At 41.6% G+C, this 21007-nt stretch carries 26 protein-coding genes, 1 tRNA gene and 1 pseudogene; 21 read left to right on the forward strand and 7 right to left on the reverse strand.

Annotated features, from left to right (window positions below):
* The 8 genes from ACERC5_RS08075 to ACERC5_RS08110 form a co-directional block, all read left to right on the forward strand.
* A partial coding sequence (locus tag ACERC5_RS08075; RefSeq protein ID WP_373660549.1) for an IS3 family transposase occupies positions 1 to 93 on the forward strand: 93 nt, incomplete at its 5' end.
* Positions 94 to 179: 86 nt separating this feature from the next.
* On the forward strand, positions 180 to 443 hold the full coding sequence (locus ACERC5_RS08080; RefSeq protein WP_373660546.1) for a hypothetical protein: 264 nt from the start codon (positions 180 to 182) through the stop codon (positions 441 to 443).
* A gap of 147 nt (positions 444 to 590) precedes the next feature.
* The gene (locus ACERC5_RS08085; protein ID WP_373659373.1) at positions 591 to 896 is read left to right on the forward strand and encodes a hypothetical protein; all 306 of its coding nucleotides are present in this window, start codon (positions 591 to 593) and stop codon (positions 894 to 896) included.
* Between the two features lie 391 nt (positions 897 to 1287).
* Entirely contained in the window at positions 1288 to 1500 is a 213-nt protein-coding gene (locus ACERC5_RS08090; RefSeq protein ID WP_373659374.1) for a hypothetical protein, read from the forward strand.
* A 259-nt stretch (positions 1501 to 1759) separates the two neighbouring features.
* Positions 1760 to 2143 (forward strand): hypothetical protein, encoded by a 384-nt coding sequence (locus tag ACERC5_RS08095; RefSeq protein ID WP_373659375.1) that lies wholly within the window; start codon positions 1760 to 1762, stop codon positions 2141 to 2143.
* 223 nt (positions 2144 to 2366) lie between these two features.
* Positions 2367 to 2771, forward strand: a complete 405-nt coding sequence (locus ACERC5_RS08100) for an HlyD family efflux transporter periplasmic adaptor subunit (RefSeq protein ID WP_373660550.1) — start codon at positions 2367 to 2369, stop codon at positions 2769 to 2771.
* 146 nt (positions 2772 to 2917) lie between these two features.
* A complete protein-coding gene (locus ACERC5_RS08105) occupies positions 2918 to 3232 on the forward strand; it encodes an argininosuccinate lyase (RefSeq protein ID WP_373659376.1) in 315 nt (104 codons plus the stop codon).
* Entirely contained in the window at positions 3232 to 3888 is a 657-nt protein-coding gene (locus ACERC5_RS08110; RefSeq protein ID WP_373659377.1) for a hypothetical protein, read from the forward strand. Before ACERC5_RS08105 ends, ACERC5_RS08110 begins: the two co-directional genes overlap by 1 nt.
* A gap of 169 nt (positions 3889 to 4057) precedes the next feature.
* Here ACERC5_RS08110 and ACERC5_RS08115 read toward each other — a convergent pair.
* Positions 4058 to 4303, reverse strand: a pseudogene (locus tag ACERC5_RS08115) (transposase); the annotation flags it as partial.
* 105 nt (positions 4304 to 4408) lie between these two features.
* On the opposite strand from ACERC5_RS08115, the gene ACERC5_RS08120 reads away from it, so the two are divergent.
* The 3 genes from ACERC5_RS08120 (at position 4409) to ptsP (ending at position 7320) form a co-directional block, all read left to right on the forward strand.
* On the forward strand, positions 4409 to 5152 hold the full coding sequence (locus ACERC5_RS08120) for a DUF3169 family protein (RefSeq protein WP_373659378.1): 744 nt from the start codon (positions 4409 to 4411) through the stop codon (positions 5150 to 5152).
* 171 nt (positions 5153 to 5323) lie between these two features.
* Entirely contained in the window at positions 5324 to 5587 is a 264-nt protein-coding gene (locus ACERC5_RS08125; RefSeq protein ID WP_018367751.1) for a phosphocarrier protein HPr, read from the forward strand.
* A gap of 2 nt (positions 5588 to 5589) precedes the next feature.
* The gene (gene ptsP / locus ACERC5_RS08130) at positions 5590 to 7320 is read left to right on the forward strand and encodes a phosphoenolpyruvate--protein phosphotransferase (RefSeq protein ID WP_373659379.1); all 1731 of its coding nucleotides are present in this window, start codon (positions 5590 to 5592) and stop codon (positions 7318 to 7320) included.
* A 90-nt stretch (positions 7321 to 7410) separates the two neighbouring features.
* On the opposite strand, the gene pepA is transcribed toward ptsP, so the two are convergent.
* A complete protein-coding gene (gene pepA / locus ACERC5_RS08135) occupies positions 7411 to 8478 on the reverse strand; it encodes a glutamyl aminopeptidase (RefSeq protein ID WP_373659381.1) in 1068 nt (355 codons plus the stop codon).
* A gap of 230 nt (positions 8479 to 8708) precedes the next feature.
* On the opposite strand from pepA, the gene ACERC5_RS08140 reads away from it, so the two are divergent.
* Together ACERC5_RS08140 and ACERC5_RS08145 are read left to right on the forward strand one after the other, a co-directional pair.
* Entirely contained in the window at positions 8709 to 9191 is a 483-nt protein-coding gene (locus tag ACERC5_RS08140; protein ID WP_373659382.1) for a PepSY domain-containing protein, read from the forward strand.
* A gap of 21 nt (positions 9192 to 9212) precedes the next feature.
* The gene (locus ACERC5_RS08145; protein ID WP_373659383.1) at positions 9213 to 10145 is read left to right on the forward strand and encodes a DUF4299 family protein; all 933 of its coding nucleotides are present in this window, start codon (positions 9213 to 9215) and stop codon (positions 10143 to 10145) included.
* A gap of 110 nt (positions 10146 to 10255) precedes the next feature.
* On the opposite strand, the gene ACERC5_RS08150 is transcribed toward ACERC5_RS08145, so the two are convergent.
* The 5 genes from ACERC5_RS08150 to nrdH all read right to left on the reverse strand — a co-directional run bounded on the left by ACERC5_RS08150 (position 10256) and on the right by nrdH (position 14980).
* A complete protein-coding gene (locus tag ACERC5_RS08150) occupies positions 10256 to 10606 on the reverse strand; it encodes a DUF3397 domain-containing protein (RefSeq protein WP_373659384.1) in 351 nt (116 codons plus the stop codon).
* A 574-nt stretch (positions 10607 to 11180) separates the two neighbouring features.
* Positions 11181 to 12140 carry a class 1b ribonucleoside-diphosphate reductase subunit beta gene (nrdF, locus tag ACERC5_RS08155; RefSeq protein ID WP_373659385.1) on the reverse strand — a complete coding sequence of 320 codons (960 nt, stop codon included), beginning with the start codon at positions 12138 to 12140 and terminating at the stop codon, positions 11181 to 11183.
* Positions 12141 to 12245: 105 nt separating this feature from the next.
* Positions 12246 to 14405 carry a class 1b ribonucleoside-diphosphate reductase subunit alpha gene (gene nrdE / locus ACERC5_RS08160; RefSeq protein ID WP_373660547.1) on the reverse strand — a complete coding sequence of 720 codons (2160 nt, stop codon included), beginning with the start codon at positions 14403 to 14405 and terminating at the stop codon, positions 12246 to 12248.
* Positions 14395 to 14754, reverse strand: a complete 360-nt coding sequence (gene nrdI / locus ACERC5_RS08165) for a class Ib ribonucleoside-diphosphate reductase assembly flavoprotein NrdI (protein ID WP_373659387.1) — start codon at positions 14752 to 14754, stop codon at positions 14395 to 14397. The genes nrdE and nrdI overlap by 11 nt, the downstream gene beginning before the upstream one ends.
* A 1-nt stretch (position 14755) precedes the next feature.
* Positions 14756 to 14980, reverse strand: coding sequence for a glutaredoxin-like protein NrdH (nrdH, locus tag ACERC5_RS08170; protein ID WP_373659389.1), 225 nt, complete (start codon positions 14978 to 14980; stop codon positions 14756 to 14758).
* 210 nt (positions 14981 to 15190) lie between these two features.
* Between nrdH and ACERC5_RS08175 the strand changes: the two genes are divergently transcribed.
* The 8 genes from ACERC5_RS08175 to ACERC5_RS08210 all read left to right on the forward strand — a co-directional run.
* Positions 15191 to 15261, forward strand: a tRNA-Thr gene (locus tag ACERC5_RS08175).
* Positions 15262 to 15319: 58 nt separating this feature from the next.
* Positions 15320 to 15571 (forward strand): DUF1912 family protein, encoded by a 252-nt coding sequence (locus ACERC5_RS08180; protein ID WP_373659391.1) that lies wholly within the window; start codon positions 15320 to 15322, stop codon positions 15569 to 15571.
* A 124-nt stretch (positions 15572 to 15695) separates the two neighbouring features.
* Complete coding sequence (gene rplK / locus ACERC5_RS08185; protein WP_018367762.1) at positions 15696 to 16121, forward strand: 50S ribosomal protein L11; 426 nt, start codon at positions 15696 to 15698, stop codon at positions 16119 to 16121.
* A 56-nt stretch (positions 16122 to 16177) separates the two neighbouring features.
* The gene (rplA, locus tag ACERC5_RS08190) at positions 16178 to 16867 is read left to right on the forward strand and encodes a 50S ribosomal protein L1 (protein WP_373659392.1); all 690 of its coding nucleotides are present in this window, start codon (positions 16178 to 16180) and stop codon (positions 16865 to 16867) included.
* A gap of 237 nt (positions 16868 to 17104) precedes the next feature.
* Complete coding sequence (locus ACERC5_RS08195; RefSeq protein ID WP_373659393.1) at positions 17105 to 17377, forward strand: hypothetical protein; 273 nt, start codon at positions 17105 to 17107, stop codon at positions 17375 to 17377.
* A gap of 54 nt (positions 17378 to 17431) precedes the next feature.
* Entirely contained in the window at positions 17432 to 18142 is a 711-nt protein-coding gene (locus ACERC5_RS08200; RefSeq protein WP_373659394.1) for a sialidase domain-containing protein, read from the forward strand.
* 87 nt (positions 18143 to 18229) lie between these two features.
* Positions 18230 to 20560 carry an exo-alpha-sialidase gene (locus ACERC5_RS08205; protein WP_373659395.1) on the forward strand — a complete coding sequence of 777 codons (2331 nt, stop codon included), beginning with the start codon at positions 18230 to 18232 and terminating at the stop codon, positions 20558 to 20560.
* Positions 20523 to 21007, forward strand: a 485-nt coding sequence (locus tag ACERC5_RS08210; protein ID WP_373660548.1) for a G5 domain-containing protein, incomplete at its 3' end; no start/stop codon positions are given. The genes ACERC5_RS08205 and ACERC5_RS08210, both read left to right, overlap by 38 nt.

Here is a 21007-nt window from a genome sequence, read left to right on the forward strand (position 1 = left end):
AAAACCAAGGACTATGTCCACTGGTGGAACCATCATCGCATTCACGGTAGTCTCGATTACCAAACACCTATGGTTAAGCGAGTTATCGCTTAACAAAAACACTTTATAAAAATTGTACAGAAAAGAGGTGCCTTTTCACAAGTGATATCTCTCGTGTTTCCAAAGGTGCTAAGGTTGATGTGGCACTGACAGGTGTGAATAGCCAAAAATATGGAACCTTAAAAGGGAAGGTTAGACAGGTTGATTCAGGGACAATTGCCCAAGAAACAAAAGAGGGCAATATCAGTCTTTATAAAGTTATCATAGAATTGCATTCACTAACACTAAAGCACAAGAGTGATACGATTATCCTTCAAAAAGACATGCCAGTTGAAGTTAGAATAGTATATGATAAAGAAACTTATCTTGATTGGATTTTAGAAATGTTGAGTTTCAAACAATAATTTGGGTTTAGCCCTTAGATGACCTATAAAATACAATAAGACAGAGAAAGGTTGTCTTATCTAGGTAGCTACGGAGATATAAACTAAGTTGTCTATCACTTGTTAGGGAAATTCCCTAACCCTGTTAAATTAAGAGGAGAAGAAAAAATGGAACTCGTATTACCAAGTAACTATGTTGCCCTTGAGCAAGAGGAGATGATGTATCTTGAGGGAGAAGGTTGGGTTGCAGATGCATTTGCTATTGGTGGAGGAGTTATAAAAGGCTTTGTATGGGCAGTTCAAATGGGGACATATGGAAGTGCTTTAGGAACTGTAACTCTACCTATAGTAGGAACGGTTTCTGTGGGAACGCTAGCAGCAATCTCAGGAGCTGTTACAGGATATGTTACAGGCTATAGAACAGGTCGTTGGTTAGGACAGTGGATTGAGACAAATATTCTTGGATGGAGATGAGATGTTCAATAAACTGACCTTTGATAAGATTTCAAGAGTTATCTTTGCAATACAACCTATATCGATTCTATTCTTTTTTATTCAACTTGAATCTTGGTGGTATTTCTTTATACTATCAACCTTGTTTTTACTAGACTTTCTATATGTTATCTACTTTATTTGTTATTACTTTTATAAAAAATGTAGTTTAAAATAAGTAAATTGATTTTTTACTGAAGGTACACTCTGAAAAGGCAACCCTTTTCAATTCATATCGGAAATGCTTTTGCAAATACAATCATTAGAAGCATTGCATCAGGTGGAATTGGTGCAGGAGCAGATTGGATATTTACTAATGTTATTGATGGCTGGGATGGAAAACGTGATAATCAATTAAGAGTAGGATAGTCTTATGAAGATTATTCTAGTTTCGATTGTTCTTGCATTTATCTATCATAAACTTTCAGAACGCATTAGGAATAGCTATTTTGATTTTGCTGTGTTCCTATTATTGATTGCTACTCATTTTATCTGGGACTATTACTTTTTGCCAATTGAAATAATAGTTGCTTTAAGTGGTGTAAATGTGATATCAATCTTTTTAAAGAAACTACAAAAAAAATAGCAATTTATAATGAGACTGATATTAGGTGGTGCAGCAGTTGTTGGCACAGCTGTATACTTCACAGGGAAACATTATAAATTCTGGTGATGAAATTACCTAACGAAAATGCTATTTTGATGGTCGTTATACTTCTTATTATGTTAGTTATAACAAGTATTTTGGGTATGGCGAATAAGTTTATTTTAAGTAAATATACTCATAAAAAAATAAAAATTAGGGAAATTCCTTAACTCTGTTTAATTAAGAAAGGAGAATTCTTATGGAATTAGTATTACCAAACAATTATGTTGTTCTTGAACAAGAAGAGATGATGTATCTTGAGGGGGGAGTATCTGTACCTAATGGTGCTCTAGCTTTTGGTGTTAATTCCGCCATTAACGCTACAATTGCATATTTTATGGGTGGTGGCGGAGGAATTGCTTTATTTAAGGCTGCGATAAAAGCTGTTGGTCGACAAACATTTACTAGATACCTAAGAGGAGCCTTAATAAACTTTATAGGTGTTCAAGCTGCAAATAGAATTTCTGGAACAGTTGTTGGTTTTGTCTTAGGAACAGGAGGCTTGAGTGTCGGTGGGATGTTAGCGAGACATTTGGATTCAGGAGATAAACATCCAAATAACGGCTGGTGGGATATTACATAATTTATGTGGCAAAAATATTTTTTAATCATCATAGCTCTTATTGGAGTACTACTTGTATTACTTAGCATGTATGTCATTCCATATATTGAAAAATATAAGGAAATGGAATTACCAATCTTTTTAATTGGGGTGATTATAATACTGGGATCTTTATTTTTAATAAACCTTAGGGATTTCTAGAATCAACTTTGCAATACAACCTTGAAAAGGCACCCCTTTTCACATTGTTCCCTTAAAGCAGGGGATGTCACTTCAACAAGGCCAAACAGTAGCTGAGGTTTCTGGAAAAGAAAAAGACTACTATGTGGAAGCATTTGTATATGCAAGTGATATTTCTCGTGTTTCCAAAGGTGCTAAGGTTGATGTGGCACTGACAGGTGTGAATAGCCAAAAATATGGAACCTTAAAAGGGAAGGTTAGACAGGTTGATTCAGGGACAATTGCCCAAGAAACAAAAGAAGGCAATATCAGTCTTTATAAAGTTATCATAGAATTGAATTCACTAACACTAAAGCACAAGAGTGAGACGATTATCCTTCAAAAAGACATGCCAGTTGAAGTTAGAATAGTATATGATAAAGAAACTTATCTTGATTGGATTTTAGAAATGTTGAGTTTCAAACAATAATTTGGGTTTAGCCCTTAGATGACCTATAAAATATAATAAGACAGAGAAAGGTTGTCTTATCTAGGTAGCTACGGAGATATAAACTAAGTTGTCTATCACTTGTTAGGGAAATTCCCTAGCTCTGCTTATTTACAAGGAGAATTCTTATGGAATTAGTATTACCAAACAATTATGTAGCTCTTGAACAAGAGGAAATGATGTATCTTGATGGGGGCGATTGGATAAGAGATGCCGCAATTGGAGTTGTTGCTGCAACAGTAGGTGCTATTGTTGGTCATGGAGTTCGTCATAGTTTAGTAGGAGCTGCTATTCGATTAGCAGGTGGCTGGGTAGCAAATACAATTAATGCATTGGTGTTATCAGCGTGGCTTAATCCAGGAGGTGCAATAGCTGTAGTAGGTGGTGCAGCAGTTGTTGGCACAGCTGTATACTTCACAGGGAAACATTATAAATTCTGGTGATGAAATTACCTAACGAAAATGCTATTTCGATGGTCGTTATACTTCTTATTATGTTAGTTATAACAAGTATTTTGGGTATGACGAATAAGTTTATTTTAAGTAAATATACTCATAAAAAAATAAGAATAAGGAATGATTTGCACAAAATATTTCAAGAGTTTTGTGAGAGGGAAGATGTAGATGAACCTAAAATTGTTGAATCGAATTCTTTCTGGTATCGACCTATAATTCATACAGTTGGAGTAAAAAATTTTGAGAGTAGCTATTTGATAGATGCCTTTGCTTTTGTACATGAATTATATCATTCCAAAGATAGAAATAGACTTTTAAAAATACAATCTATTGTATCTATTTATACTTATCTGATATCAGTATTATTGAAAATAATAGCACTATATTCAATCTGGTTCGGAAAAAAATATTTCATGTTTAAACCGATATTAATAATTGATGTAATCATATTGCTAACATGTTTACTTCTTACATTGATTGTAGAGTCATATGCATCTAATGAAGCAATCTCATTTTTAAAGGAAAATAAGTACATACAAAAAAAACAATTAGTGGAATCTATCGCATTTTATGCTAAACTTAGCTATTGTTATCAGTTTATTGCCTATATTTTATTATCAATCATTCTATTCTATCTCATATGAATAAGTTATATACTTGAGAAACTATTTTGTCACAATAAAATTAGGTAACTATACACCAGTTTACACCAACCACAATATGTAGTATTTTCAACAATACCCAAAAAGGCGATTTCCTTTTGGAAATCGTCTTTTATTTAGGCTCTTTGTCAACTGTAGTGGGTTGACCCACTTAACACCGAGAGAGTACAGTTCTTGTCTTCTCTCGTTTTATGTTTATGGCAATGAAAATGCGAGTTTTGAAGTTTTCAAAGTTTCTGAAACCAAAGGCGTTGCGCTTAATAACCTTGATGATGTTGTTGGTTGCTTCAATCTTGGCGTTAGAGTAGGGCAATTCCAAGGCATTGACAATCTTGTCCCTACCCTTCAAAAATGTTCTAAAAACTGTCTTGAAAAGGCAACCCTTTTCTGTACAATTTTTATAAAGTGTTTTTGTTAAGCGATAACTCGCTTAACCATAGGTGTTTGGTAATCGAGACTACCGTGAATGCGATGATGGAAGAAGTAGATAGGAGAGAATATCATGAATAAAGACACAATCAAGCGTTTAGTGAAGCAGTTAGGAATTGGTGCTCTTATCGGAGGACTGGTTGGATTTTTGCTTGGGTATTTTGGCTTACTTGAGAAAACCGTGGTTGTTAGTGAGACTTTGCTACAAGATTTAGCTCACCTGTTTGGATATTTGGGCTTAGGCTTAGGTCTGGTGCTTAGCGGTTACTTAACGGTCCGAGTGAAGCATGGGGTTAAGCAATATCTAGAAGTCAGTGAAGAGGAGGTTGATGAGAACCTTTATCGCCAGGTTAACCGTTATCATGGCTATGCGATGGTGGCAATTGGTGTATCAATAATTTTTGCCTTTTTGCTGCTGTTCTTGGGCTATCAGGTGACTGTTTTTGACGATAGTGCTAGCTTAGTGATTCCTATTTTTGGACTTTTAGGTCTAGTCATTGCGATTGGTTTACAGATGTACCTGCTGAAACTATACAACAGCTTACGTGGGATTGAGATGAGTTTATTACCCACAGTTAAAGAGCTAAAGAATAATGTGATGCAGCAGGATGAGGCCGAACTGCAAGCCAATTACAAGATGGCTTTTGAAACGGTGCTAGACTTGTCTAATGTCGTTATTCCTACACTTTATATTGTGCTATTTTTCCTCGCTCAGTTGACTAAGCAGAGCCCTCTGATGGGTTTCGTTGTTTTAGCAACCATTCACCTTTACATTATGATTAAAAACATCAAGATGACCAGAGAGTTTTATAAATAAGCCTTAAAGATCTGGTCTTTGGCAGATGAAAATCACCGTAAGGGATTTCCAAAACTTTCCATAAACCTATTTTTTATCTTGAAAATAAATGGAGAGTATGGTATAATCTTAACTTGTAAGGGTTATCATCTTGATTACCCAAAAAACAACAATACATAAAGGAGAACCATTATGGCTTCTAAAGATTTCCACATCGTTGCTGAAACAGGTATTCACGCACGTCCAGCTACTTTGCTTGTGCAAACAGCTAGCAAGTTTGCTTCTGACATTACCCTTGAGTACAAAGGCAAATCTGTTAACTTGAAATCAATCATGGGCGTGATGAGCCTTGGTGTTGGTCAAGGTGCTGATGTGACCATCTCAACAGAAGGTGCTGATGCTGACGATGCTATCGTTGCCATCGAAGAAACAATGACAAAAGAAGGGTTGATCTAAACATGACAGATAAGCTGAAAGGAATCGCAGCGTCTGATGGCGTTGCAGTTGCTAAGGCCTATCTACTTGTTCAACCGGACCTGTCTTTTGAGACTATTACAGTTGAGAACACAGGTGCAGAAGAGGCTCGTCTCGATGCGGCGCTTGCCAAGTCACAAGACGAGCTTTCTGCTATCCGTAACAAGGCAGTAGATACCCTTGGTGAAGAGGCAACAGCAGTTTTTGATGCGCATTTGATGGTTCTTGCAGACCCAGAAATGGTTGGTCAGATTAAAGAAACGATTCGTGCTAAGCAAGTTAATGCAGAAGCTGGTCTTAAAGAAGTAACGGACATGTTTGTCAATATCTTTGAGAGCATGGACGACAACCCATATATGCAGGAGCGTGCAGCAGATATTCGCGACGTGGCTAAACGTGTCTTGGCTAACTTGCTTGGAGTGAGTTTGCCAAACCCGGCGACTATTTCAGAAGAGTCTATCGTGATTGCCCATGACTTGACTCCGTCTGATACAGCTCAGTTGGATAAGAACTTTGTCAAGGCTTTCGTCACTAATATCGGTGGACGGACGTCACACTCTGCCATCATGGCGCGTACCCTTGAGATTGCTGCCGTTCTTGGAACCAACAACATCACTGAAATCGTGAAAAACGGTGATATCTTGGCGGTTAATGGTATTACAGGCGAGGTTGTTATCAACCCATCAGATGATGAGATTGCAACATTTAAGGCAGCGGGCGAAGCCTATGCCAAGCAAAAAGCAGAGTGGGCACTCTTGAAAGATTCTCAAACCGTAACAGCGGATGGCAAGCACTTTGAGCTTGCAGCTAATATCGGTACACCAAAAGACGTTGAAGGGGTAAATGACAACGGTGCAGAGGCAGTCGGTCTCTACCGTACAGAGTTCCTCTATATGGACTCTCAGGATTTCCCGACAGAAGACGAGCAATACGAAGCCTACAAGGCAGTTCTTGAAGGCATGAACGGCAAGCCAGTTGTGGTTCGGACCATGGACATCGGTGGTGACAAGGAGTTGCCATACTTTGACATGCCACATGAAATGAACCCATTCCTTGGTTTCCGTGCCCTTCGTATCTCTATCTCTGAAACAGGTGATGCCATGTTCCGTACACAAATCCGTGCACTTCTTCGTGCGTCTGTACACGGACAACTTCGCATCATGTTCCCAATGGTGGCGCTCTTGAGCGAGTTCCGTGCAGCGAAGAAAGTCTTTGACGAAGAAAAGGCGAAGTTGCATGCAGAAGGCGTTGCAGTAGCAGACGATATCCAAGTTGGTATCATGATTGAAATCCCTGCAGCAGCTATGTTGGCGGATCAATTTGCTAAAGAAGTGGACTTCTTCTCCATCGGTACTAACGACTTAATCCAATACACCATGGCAGCTGACCGTATGAACGAGCAAGTCTCTTACCTCTATCAACCTTACAACCCATCTATCTTGCGCTTGATTAACAATGTGATCAAAGCAGCGCATGCCGAAGGCAAATGGGCTGGTATGTGTGGTGAGATGGCGGGTGATCAGCAAGCTGTACCGCTTCTGGTTGGTATGGGCTTGGATGAGTTCTCCATGTCAGCGACTTCTGTGCTTCGGACACGTAGCTTGATAAAAACTCTCGATACCAAGAAGATGGAAGAGTATGCTCACCGTGCCTTGACCGAATGTTCAACAGCAGAGGAAGTGCTTGAACTGCAGAAAGAATATGTGACGGTTTAAAATAACAAAATAAAAGAGGCTGGGACTTTTTTGTCCTAGGCTCTTCTTTTGTATGTTGGATTATATAGATGAATCTTAGCAGTATGTTACTCAATAACTTCCAATAATCGTATCTACTGTTGAGCGGTCAAGGGTTTTGACCAGGGCTTGGAGGAAGTTTTGGGCTTCTAGGAAATCATCAAGGGCATAGAGGGTCTGATGGGAATGGATGTACCTGGCGCAAACGCCGATCGTTGTGGAAGGGACACCGCCATTTTTCAGATGCGCAGCCCCTGCATCTGTACCGCCCTTACCACAGTAATATTGGTACTTGATGCCATGGCGTTCAGCAGTCTCTAAGAGGAAATCCTTCATAGCTGGGAGCATGATATGTCCTGGGTCATAAAAGCGAATTAAGGTACCATCGCCAACCTTGCCTTGGTCACCGTAAACATCTCCAGCAGGTGAGCAGTCCACTGCTAGGAAAATATCTGGGTTAAACTTAGTGGTTGAGACATGGGCACCACGTAGGCCGACCTCTTCTTGGACATTAGCTCCTGAGATAAGGGTGTTTGGGAGCGGGGTATCCTTGAGACTATCAAGAAGCTCAGTGACCATTAGGACACCGTAGCGATTGTCCCAGGCTTTTGAAATGATTTGTTTGCCATTGGCAGTCAAGATGGTCTCGCTATCAGGAACGATGACATCACCTGGACGAACGCCAAAGTGCTCTGCCTCGGCTTTGTCTGTAAAGCCTGCGTCAAAAATGATATCACCGACTGTAGGTAGAGAAGCTCCGCCATTGCCCCGTGTCAAATGAGGTGGCACAGATCCTGAGATGACCGGATAGACACGACCGTCACGGGTGTGAAGGGTAAATCGCTGAGCTGAGACCACGAGCGGACTCCAGCCACCTAGCTCAACGACGCGGAAGGTACCATCGGGCTTGATGCTGCTAATCATGAAGCCAACCTCGTCCATATGGCCAGCGACCAAGACACGAGGAGCATTTTCAACCTTGCTCTCTCTGATGCCAAAAATGCCACCTAGACCGTCTGTTTCAATGCGGTCAACGTTGGGGGTTATCGCCTTACGAATAAAGTGACGAATATCCTGTTCAAAGCCAGATGTGCCTTTAAGTTCGGTTACGGTTTTAATCTTAGTGAATAAGTCAGTCATAAGTACTCCTTTTCTATCTAACCATTATACCAAAAAACAAGGCATGAGTAAAAGTTCTTGATAATCAGAAACCTTTTTATCGCCTTTTTAAGCCAAATAGTATAAAATGGATGGTAGGAAAAGGAAAGGAATAAAAACCATGAGAAAAATTCAAACTTTAGTAGTATTTGGAGACATCGTTCCTTACTCTTGCTGCTTGTGCCAATAACCAGCCATCAACAACAAATATAATGTCCTCTTCATCTGCTAGCTCTTCGTCTCAGGTATCAAGTACTGCTCAGATTAGACAAGATCAAGCTAAATTGATTGCATTTGATGCTGCAATGGTAAAAGAAGGAGATGTCAGCAATCTGACAATTAGAGAAGATTTGGAGCTGGGGCAAAAGGTTTATGAGATTGACTTTGTTTCTGGCGATAGAGATTGTAGTTACACAGTTAAAGCGAGCGATGGCAGTATCTTAGAAAGAGAAAATGAGCCTGCAGATGCAACTGTAGCTACTGAATTAACGCCTGAGCAAGCTAAAGAAACTGCGTTGCAGGATGCAGGCTTAACCGAACAAGAGGTGACTAACTTGACTGTTACCCAAGATACAGGAGGGATGGCTGTTGTCTTTGATGTTGATTTTGATTACAATGGTATGGAGTACAGCTACACCATTAATGCGACAACGGGTCAGGTAATCAGTCAGGAGACGGAGCTAACAGCTTCTTAAAAACTTGGAAAGGTAAGAGTCATGCCAATATTTACCATAAAAAATGCGAAAAAATTATTCACTCCTCTGCCTGTTTTAACTGTCCAGGAATGCTTAGAGCTATTGCCTAACTTATCGCAATACTCTTACGATGACTACCAAGAGGGTTTTAACCGCTCTGCGTTTTTGGCAGATACTTTGGTTAACGCCGGTGGGCTATGGTTAGGGATTCCTGGCAAGTCTGACTCAGGTCATCGTTTGCACTATGATCAAAAAGAGCAAGCTTATAAGGTCTATGTTGATTACTTTGCCTTGCCTGCTGATTTGGAGTTGGCACTGGCCTATATTAAACGCTTGTCACAACATCTAAAAAAACCAATCATCACTGATGACGGGCAAAAGTTTTCCAGTGAGAACATCAAAGACTTTCCGTACACTCCTATTTTAGAAGGTAACTTGATAGGCTTATGTCAGGCCGATCGACAGGAGGAGCAGGTGCTCTATTACTTGAAACGTTCTTTAGTGATTGGTCGGAAAATGGCAGAGCGATTGATCTATATGGGTAAGCCAATACTCTCAACTTATGAAGAAGTTATTTTAGCGGCGCAATACCCAGAAGCTCATATCCATGAACAGACCTTCCATCTGACTAACGATCAACAAACGATTTACGGTAATTATTCTATTGGAGAGGAATTGGCGGTTGTTTTGCCACGACGTCCCTTTGTTGAACGTCACAATGAGACATATCTGGTGGGACATCCACTTAGCCACTGGACCTTGTCGATTGTCTATAAAAGTGAGGACAGGAGTGACTGGGATTACCGTTTGGTTGGGACGTTCCCTTATCAAGATGTGATGGATCGATTGCTAGAATACCCTTATGAAGAACTAGATGATAATTTTATCATCACTAGTTCCCTGTCACGAGAGAATTTGCAAGCCATTATTGATCAGCTGACAGCAACGTCTTGATGGTGGTCATACAGTCTTAAATAATCACTGTCAAATCAATCATCATCAAAATGCTAAATCCTCTGATCTAATTGCATAGTAAACCGCCAGTTTATCTGGCGGTTTTGTTTTTAGTTGAAAAAGATAAGAATAATCGTGAGTAAATAGCAAAAAGCAGTCACAAAAAAACCAATGCGCCAAAAAAGTTTGAAAAATCGTTTCACCCAAAATGTTTCTTGTTTGTTGAGCATGGCAGTACAAATAACAAGGGCTAAAATGGCCATAACAGCTAAGTAGTGCGGAAGGAAACTATGAGTGAAGAAACGTTTGGAGACTTGGAAGATAGCAAAAGCGTAGAAGGGCAGACTGAGGTCTGCTAGATTGATTTTGAAGCGTTCCAAGCGGAACAATTTAACCAGCAGTTGGGCTAATATTGGTAAGGTAAACAGCCAAGCTAAGGCGAAGAGACGATAAATAATCATAAGTTTATTGTAACGCTAAATCAATCAGATTTCAAGAGTAAACATAACATGTTCTTAAAGAGGGAGCATGGCATTCAATCGGTCGTTGATTAGCAGTTGCTGTCTTCCCACCTGTCAAATGTCCAGGGTTGGGCTTAAATAGTTTCCAAATTATTTCGTGTCCACCTCCGGATGACTTCAACAGTCAGGGGAGTGACTGTTGAAGGTGTGAGCCTGAAAACCAGACAGCGAGCAACATTTAGGGAAGTGATTGTTTGAGGTTGGACATTTAGGGATCGTTGTTTCCTCCATTCGTTAGGACAGTTCAGCTGATGACATCAGTGTATTAGGGAGTAGGATGCTTTTGCAACTCACAATGCCCCATCTTAAGGGGAACAGTTGAAGTGCTTAGCAGAGGCATTGGTACAAAGTACCGAATAATCTGTGCAGAGATAACACTAAAACTGGCAAAGCGATAAGAGTTGTTCAAAACTATTACGCCTAATGTTGTGAATAATAAAAAGGAGAGAATAGGATTTCTGTCCTAGCCTCCTTTGTGTCTAAGGGTAAAATCTTGGTGCGAAAAAGTTATGGGCTACATTCCCATGGTGTAATCATCATCTTGCATGGGCTCAACAGTTCCCAGCAGGTAGCCGTTACCGACTTGAGAGAAGAAGTCGTGGTTGCTGGTTCCTGTCGAAATACCATTCATGACGATAGGGTTAACATCGTTGGCAGTGTCAGGAAAGAGTGGGTCTTGTCCCAGATTCATCAGCGCCTTGTTGGCATTGTAACGAATAAAGGTCAGAACTTCATCGGTCCAGCCGACACTGTCGTAGAGGTAACGGGTGTAGTTTTCCTCGTTTTCATAAAGGGTGTAGAGGAGGTCGTACATCCAGTCCTTGAGGGCAGCTTGCTCGTCTTCTGGTAATTCGTTAAAGCCTAGTTGGAACTTGTAGCCGATGTAGGTCCCGTGTACGCTCTCATCACGGATAATCAGCTTGATAATTTCCGCCACGTTAGGCAGTTTATTATTCCCCAGATAGTAAAGCGGAGTAAAGAAACCAGAGTAGAACAGGAAAGTTTCGAGGAAGACACTGGCGACTTTTTTCTCCAGAGGCTTGCCGTTTTTATAAATCTCGTTGATGATTTCAGCTTTCTTTTGGAGGTATTCGTTGGAGTTGGTCCAGTCGAAAATCTCCTCAATCTCGCTTTTGGTGTTGAGGGTTGAAAAGATGGAAGAATAGGACTTGGCGTGAACGGATTCCATGAACTCAATGTTATTGAGGACAGCCTCTTCGTGAGGAGTTCGTGCATCTTTTTTGAGCTGAGCCATACCGCTTTCGGATTGCACCGTGTCAAGTAAGGTCAGCCCGCCAAAAACCTTACCCACCAAGTCTTTTTCAGTGGTAGTAAGCTTTCTCCAGTCGTCTAAGTCGTTTGACAAAGGGATACGAGTATCCAGCCAAAACTGCTCAGTCAGTTTTTCCCAGGTGGACTTGTCCACCGCATCTTCGATAGCGTTCCAGTTGATGGCGTTGTAGTAATTTGTCATGGGGATATCCTTTTTGAAAATCAATAGGTCTATTATATCATAAAAAAGCCAAGCTGTTAAAAACTTGGCGACAAAAAATTAGATTTCGCAACAAGCAGTAGCGGATTAAATCACACAGCTCTCACATTGGTTGGATCCGACTTCCTCGCCGTCATCCGTAAAGGTGCGAATGTAGTAGATGGACTTGACGCCCTTGTTAAAGGCGTAGTTACGGAGGATAGACAAGTCGCGTGTGGTTTGCTTGGTCTCGGTCTTCCATTCGTAGAGTCCAAGAGGCATTTCGCTGCGAAGGAAGAGGGTCATGGATAAGCCTTGGTCAACGTGTTCGGTTGCTGCGGCATAAACATCAATTACCTTTCTCATGTCCATGTCGTAGGCAGAAGTGTAGTAAGGGATAGTGTCGGTCGCAAGTCCAGAAGCAGGGTAGTAAATCTTACCGATTTTCTTCTCTTGACGTTCCTCGATGCGTTGTGTAATCGGATGAATAGAAGCAGACACATCGTTGATGTAGCTGATAGAGCCATTTGGCGCAACGGCCAGACGGTTTTGATGGTAGAGACCGTGTTCTTGAACAGCTTCACGGAGTTTAGCCCAGTCCTCTCGAGTCGGAATAAAGTGACCAGCAAAGAGGGTTTTCACTTGCTCAGACTGCGGTTGATATTGCCCCGTCACATACTTGTCAAAGTATGTCCCATCAGCGTATTTTGACTTTTCAAAACCGACAAAGCTAGTGCCACGCTCACGGGCGATGTTGTTAGATTCCACCAAGGTCCAGTAGTTGAGAAGCATGAAGTAAATGTCTGTAAACTCAATAGACTCTGGACTACCGTAGTGCATGTGATGACGAGCAAAGTAGGAATGCAGTCCCATAGCTCCCAGACCGATGGTGTGAGCCTGTTCGTTACCGTTCTTGATGGTTGGGACGGCTTCAATGCTTGAGCTATCCGTAACAAAGGTCAAAGCCCTCGTCATGGCACGCACGGATTTGCCAAAATCAGGTGATGTCATCAGGTTGACGATGTTGGTCGAGCCCAAATTACAAGAAATATCTGTTCCAAGGGTTTCAAAGACCTGAGCATCATTGATGTGGCTGGTTTTTTGAACCTGTAAAATCTCAGAGCACAAATTACTCATGATAATCCGACCATCGATAGGATTGCTGCGGTTAGCCGTGTCAATATTGATGATGTAAGGGTAGCCAGATTCTTGTTGAAGTTTGGAAATCTCGGTCTCCAAATCACGCGCCTTAATCTTGGTCTTGGTGATGTTTGGATTGGCCACCAGCTCATCGTATTTCTCGGTGATGTTGATGTAGTTAAATGGCACACCGTACTCGCGCTCAATAGAGTAAGGACTGAAGAGGTACATGTCCTCATTTTTACGAGCCAGCTCGTAGAACTTGTCTGGTACAGTCAGCCCCAAAGATAGGGTTTTAACACGGATTTTCTCGTCCGCATTTTCCTTTTTCGTCGATAGGAAATTGATGATATCTGGGTGGAAAACATCCAGATAAACAACACCAGCCCCCTGACGTTGCCCTAACTGGTTGGAGTAGGAGAAGCTGTCTTCAAACAATTTCATGACTGGAACAACACCAGAAGCAGCTCCAGCGTAGCCCTTGATTGGCGCTCCAGCTTCGCGGAGGTTTGATAGAGAGATGCCTACGCCCCCACCGATACGGGACAATTGCAGAGCAGAGTTGATGGAACGACCGATGGCGTTCATGTCGTCCGTCACTTGAATCAGGAAGCAAGACACCAGCTCCCCACGGCGACTACGACCAGCGTTGAGGAAAGATGGGGTTGCCGGCTGGTAGCGCAGATGAATCATCTCGTCAGCCAAGGTGCGTGCCAGTTCCTCATCACCATTAGCGAAGTAAAGAGCGTTGAACAAAACCCGGTCCTCAAAGGATTCCAGATAAAATTCGCCGTCGTTGGTCTTTAAGGCATACTGTTGGTAGAACTTATAAGCTGCCATGAAAGACTGGAAGCGGAAGTTCGCATCCTTGAGCTGTTTTGCCAAGCTTTCGATAAATTCAGGACTGTAGAGGCTGATAAATTCCTGTTCTAGGTAGTCTTCATCAAGCAAGAATTGCACCTTATCCACCATACTGGTAAAGGTTTTGGTGTTTGGGATAACATTCTCATTGAAGAAAGCGTCTAGGGCTTCTTTATCCTTATGAAGAGGGATTTGTCCGTTGGCTGGACGATTGATTTCGTTGTTGAGGCGGAAGTAAGACACATCGCCTAAATCTTTAAGACTCATGTTGTAAAATTCCTTTGACGTATTCGACATCGTCTGGCGTGCCGTTAAATTCTAATGTGTAAAGTAGGGGGACCTGATAAGTAGTGGCATAACGCTTGGCCAGATGACAAAAGTCTGGACCAAAGTTACGGTTGCCAATACCAATAAGACCTTTGAGCTGTGCCTTGTGGTCATCTAAAAAATCATCAATATGATCCACACCATCCTCATAGGTTGGGCAGACAAGGATAAATTCCTCGTCTAGGGTGACCATGGTTGAAGGTGTCAGCTCCAGAGCTTGCTCAGCCATGTTCAACTTAGCGATAAAGCGTCTGGTTTGTCCCGTAATCGTGAAGAAAACGAGTTTCATCTTAAATTAATTTTTTAAGTTTGGCGGGCTGGAAGCCAGAGAAGACGATATTGCCAGCCTCGATCACAGGAGCGGAACTAAATCCTAAACTTTTGACGTAATCGATTTTTTCAGGTTGCTCCTCAATATTGATTTCCTCAAAATCCACACCATTTTCGGTTAAAAATTTTTTGGTCATTTTGCAGGGCATGCAGTTATTTTTGGTAAAGACAGTGATTTTAGCCATATCAATCTCCTTGAAAAGTAATACCCTCCAATCATACCAAAAAGACGAAAAAAACACAAGATATAGGGTTGATGTTTTTTTAGAATACAATATATAGTGGGTGAGATGTTTGGGAAATGGCGGAGTTATTAGGGTTTTCAGCGCTTGAAAAATTTTTTAATAAAATCTCTTGTCAAAATAGTAAAGTTATAGTATGATAGATAGGTAGTCGCCGCTATAGTTAAATGGTATAATAGAGCAATGGTAATGCTCAGTTCCGAGTTCAATTCTCGGTGGTGGCAGAGAAGAGCTGGTCAGCGGACTGGCTCTATTTTTATTGTTGTAGGAGGAATTGTGGCAATGGCTGAACAATTTTTAACCGATTTTGAAGAATGGGTTCACACTCAAGTGATGATAAATGATATGGCTATGGTCGAAACTAAAAAAGTGATAGAAGAAACGGGTGATGAGCGTGCGATGGATGCCTACATCCGTTATGAGAGTAAGCTAGATGCCTACAATTACATTTTAGGGAAATTCAGTAATTACCATCAGGGCAAGTCATTTCATGACCTACCAGACAATTTGTTAAATCAGCGCCATTACAAATAAAAAATGTGCGAAATACTTTACAAAGCTTTCATTTTTTGGTAGACTAATTTGGTATGCTTGTCATACTTGTGGGAGGTAAAAATCTGTAATTACCGAGAGAACCACAATAGGAGGATTTTATATTATGGCTAAAAAAGTCGAAAAACTCGTTAAATTGCAAATCCCAGCGGGTAAAGCTACTCCAGCTCCACCAGTTGGTCCTGCGCTTGGTCAAGCCGGTATCAACATCATGGGATTCACTAAAGAGTTCAACGCTCGTACAGCTGATCAAGCTGGTATGATTATCCCAGTTGTTATCTCTGTGTATGAAGATAAATCATTTGATTTCATCTGTAAAACACCACCAGCTGCTGTTCTATTGAAGAAAGCTGCAGGTGTTGAAAAAGGTTCAGGTACACCAAACAAAACTAAAGTAGCAACAGTTACTCGTGCGCAAGTACAAGAAATTGCTGAAACTAAGATGCCTGACTTGAACGCTGCTAACCTTGAAGCTGCTATGCGTATGATTGAGGGTACTGCTCGTTCTATGGGATTCACTGTGACTGACTAATTTGTTTTAGGACAGTTTCCCGACCTTAATTATCAGACTTACAAGGAGAATAACAAATGGCTAAAAAAAGCAAACAACTGCGTGCTGCTCTTGAAAAAATCGACAGCACAAAAGCATACAGCGTTGAAGAAGCTGTGGCTTTGTCTAAAGAATTAAACTTCGCAAAATTTGATGCGTCTGTTGAAGTGGCTTACAACCTTAACATCGACGTTCGTAAAGCTGACCAACAAATCCGTGGGGCAATGGTTTTGCCAAACGGTACTGGTAAAACTGCTCGTGTCTTAGTTTTCGCTCGTGGTGCGAAAGCTGAAGAAGCTAAAGTTGCTGGTGCAGACTTTGTTGGTGAAGATGACCTCGTTGCAAAAATCAACGGTGGTTGGTTGGACTTCGACGTGGTTATCGCAACACCAGATATGATGGCTGTTGTGGGTCGTCTTGGTCGTGTCCTTGGTCCACGTAACCTCATGCCAAACCCTAAAACTGGTACAGTAACTATGGATGTTGCTAAAGCTGTTGAAGAGTCTAAAGGTGGTAAAATCACTTACCGTGCGGACAAGGCTGGTATCGTTCAAGCTCTTGTTGGTAAAGTATCATTTGAAGCTGATAAACTCGTTGAAAACGTTAAAGCTTTCCACGACACAATCATCAAAGCTAAGCCAGCAACTGCCAAAGGGACTTATATCACTAGCTTGACCATCACTACAACTCAAGGTGTTGGTATCAAGATCGATACAAACTCACTTTAATGCAATGACAATAGTGCTCCATTTGGAGCGCTATTTTTTTGAACAAAGTCGAACAAAAACAATAAGATAATATATATTTATTTGTTTTTTTGAATAATTTTCAGTAAAAGGCTTCTTTAAAATAATCTGATAGATTGTCCTATCTGTCTTGAATTTAGCTCTCTTGAAGCGATTATTCTGCTCTGGATTAATGTAAATAGTAGGAAATAGTTTATAAATGTTCTATTAAGAATATTTATGTTGATAAAAGAGTTGAAAATTGCTAGAATGGTAAATGACAAAAAAGAAAACGCTATCAATATAAAAGGAGCTGTTCATGAAAAAACTTTTAGCTTAGGAGCAAATAATAATACTCGTGTTATCAACTTCCAACCTGTTAAGGCCCAATACTTGCGACTAACTGCTTTGGAGTCTTGGGCAAATAATTTACCAGCTAGATCAGGTGTCGTCACTGCGGCTCAATTCATTCCATCTTGTGTTAAACTAATCGAAGAGACCCCTCAAGTTTAAGAAACACCGGAGGAGCCATCAAAGGAACCTGTCGTTACGATTAACAATCAAGTGTTGGATGCTTCAAACTGTCAACGCTATGCCTTTGATGAAACAGTTAAACAAGCTCTTAAAACAGCTGACAGTGGAACCTTTTATATTGAATATCGTGTTCCAGAAAATGCAGGTTTCCATACCCTATTCAACGCTACCAGCGACAGTGTTGACAACCAATACACAGCCCTCTATTCTAACGCAGGAACTGTAGCCATCGAGACCCGTGTAAGTGCCAATCAAGCCGATTACGCTCACCTCAATGGCGGAACTCAGAAAGTTAAGAATGGTGAGTGGAATGCGGTTGCCTTAACTTATGAGAAAGATAAAGCGACGAATCGGACAATAGTCAATATCTATGTCAATGGTGTTCACTCATTAACACATCAGTTGAACAGTCCTCTCTTTGCGGCCCTGCCTAATCTAGCTCATGCTCAAATCGGGGCTGCCCAGCGCGGTAAAGTATGGGGGGTTGATGGTTTTGAAATTCGCGAAGCAAGTTTCTACAAGACAGCTTTAACGATCGAAGACATTATCGCCAAATCTCAACCATTTACACGGACACCATATGAATTCCCACCACGTGATAATGAGACACTAACAGATAAACTGCCTGTGTTTGAGGGTGGACGTAATGGTCAAAAAGGACCTACTGGTTCAGGTTATTACCGTATCCTAGCCCTCTTGAAAACAGATGCAGGAACCCTGATTGCAGCGACTGATGAACGCTAAAATACCTACGCCGACCAAGGAGACATTGCGACAGTTATCAGACGTAGTAACGACAACGGAAATACTTGGGAACCGATTATTCCGATTGTGAACTTGCGCAATAACCTAGCCGTTTCAAACGGTGCTGTTAACTCGCCTTTGACGATTGATGCTGGTCTGGTACAAGACCCAACAACCAAGCGTATCTATGCCTTTATGGACATGTTCCCAGAAGGTCGAGCTGTATTTGGTTTGCCACAAACAGTTGAAACACGTGAAGTTCAGTATTCAACTATTGATGGTAAAGCTTATTTAAACCTTTATACCGATGGTACAAACAAACCAACGCATACGGTTTGTGAAAATGGTGTTATCTATGATGCTCAAGGTCAAGCCACAGAATTTCGAGTTAATCTTGAGGATAACAGCCCAGCCTATGCTAACTTAGGTGATATTCGTCGGGATGGTCGGGATACCGTACTTGGTAACATCTATTTCCAAACCCATAAGGGCACTGAGGCACCTTTCCGTATCGCTAATGCCTCTTATGTTTGGTTATCTCATAGTGACGATGATGGCTGGACTTGGTCACGTCCACAGGACTTAACACCTATTTTGAAGAAAGATCATGTTAACTTCTTAGGAATCGGTCTTGGTACAGGTATTGCCTTACATACAGGTCCTCATAAGGGTCGCTTGATTGTGCCTGCTTATGCAACTAACTATGTTGGGGGATTAAGTGGTTCACAGTCTTCCATGGTCTTTTACTCTGACGATCATGGTCTCACTTGGAAGGCAGGAGAGACGGTCAATGATAATCGTCGTCTGGCTGACGGCACAGTCCTCAATCATGCGATGATGAATAATGGTCGTGAACAAAAAACAGAAGCGACGGTTGTTCAACTCAATAATGGTCAACTGAAGATGTTCATGCGGAGCATGACTGGTAAGGTCACTTCAGCAACCAGCTTAGACGGTGGCGCAACCTGGGAAAATGACATCGAAAGTCATGAAGATGTTAAAGATAATTACGTCCAACTGTCAGCTGTTCATCTTGTCCGTGATGGCAAAGAGTACGTTGTTCTAGCCAACTCAAATGGACCTGGCTGGGGGAATTCCCCTCGTGACCGGATTGACGGACATGTCCGTGTGGCTGAAGTTCAAGAAGGCGGGCGACTGAACTGGCTGAGCCATCGCTTGATTCAACCAGGTAAATTCGCCTATAATTCACTGCAACACCTAGGTGGGGATGACTTTGGTATCCTTTATGAGCATGCCTCTGGTGATCAGAACGATTTCACGCTTTATTTCCGAAAATTCAACTGGGATTTCTTGATTAATGAGGCACAAAAACTGCCGGATAATAATGTCGCTAGTGTTTCTTTTGCTGACGAGACAACAGCTCTTCTTACCTTTGAACGGTCTGTCCTACCGACAAATAATCCAGCTCTGCTATTGTCTAATGGTAATCTTGCTACCTTTATCGAGCAGCGTGATGGTAAAACGCTGGCTTATCGTATCCAGCCAACAGATAAGGGCAGAACGGTGCTTGAGGTGGCGAGTGGCGACATCAGTAATGTCGATGGACATCGTGTCAATGTGGTGACCGTGCTTGGTGAAAACAGCAACCTAGCTAAAATCGACAATAAGGTCTTGAAGATAGTTGCTGGTGCTCCAGAATCTTGGCAGCCAGGTGCAGAGCCAGATAAACTTCTTGATGGCAATAAGGCAACCATTGCAGAGCTCAAGTGGGGTATGGCCTCTAACCATATTGATGGGGTGTATCCGACAGACTGGCGCTTGCCACAATCAGTGACCATCAGCTCAAAAGATGGCGAACCAATTGATTTGACCAGCCTGCTCATCAGTAAGCGGACTAATGCAAATGGCACATTAACCAAGTATAAGGTAGTAGCTTTCCGAGGTGCTGAGACCGTCTATGAGTCTAACGATATTGCTGTGCCTTATGAGCAAGCAGAAGTCAGCCATGAATTTGGTGAGGCAGGGATTAAAGCCGATCGCGTCGTTTTGACATTGTTGGAAGCTAAGTCAAGAGCGACAGGGGAGCCGACACCAACCATGTTGACGTTAAGAGAGTTGGCATTCTTTGGACCACGTGTTGTCACGCGTGAACGTGTTGTGACAGAAGCTTTGCCATTTACTTCTGTTACTAAAGAAGATAACACCAAAGACCCCGGTTATCGCGAGGTTGAGACTGCTGGTGCCAACGGCTCTGTTTCCAAACGCATTAAGGAAACTGTAGTCAATGGTCGAGTCACAGCTACTGAGGACATTCCAGGTTCTGTTGAGCGGATTGAGCCAACGACTGAGGTTATCGTTATTGGTACCAAGAAGACAGAGACACGTGAGCGTCGTGAAACAATTGTGATTGACTTTACGGTTGAACGTACAGAAGATACAACTCTGGAAAAAAGGTAAAGAAGAAACTGACCAAGAAGGCGTTAACGGCAGTCGTGTAGATGTTTATGAGGATATCTATGTCAATGATGTTTTAGAGACTAAGGGAACTAATCCAGTCCGTAGCGAAGATGAGATCCCTGCTCAATCTAAAAAGGTTCGCGTGGGGACAAAAGAAATTGTTCTGCCTGTTGTTAATGATGAACATACAGGTGTTAAGGTAACAGTTCTGAGTAACCAGGACAATACTGTTGCTGCTCAAATCGAGAGTATTAGCATTACTCACATGGAAACAGGAAATACTGAAACACCAAGCGTTCTCAGAGAAAAAGATTATGATCTTTTTGACATCGAGCTGGTTGACACAGATGGAAACATCGTCAAGCCAACTGCTCCAGTTGACGTCTACCTGCCAATTGATGACGGCAAAGACGTCGCTCAAGTGGTTTACTTGCCAAATAGTGACCA

The sequence above is a fragment of the Streptococcus sp. E24BD genome, from assembly GCF_041807825.1.
Classification (GTDB): domain Bacteria; phylum Bacillota; class Bacilli; order Lactobacillales; family Streptococcaceae; genus Streptococcus; species Streptococcus entericus.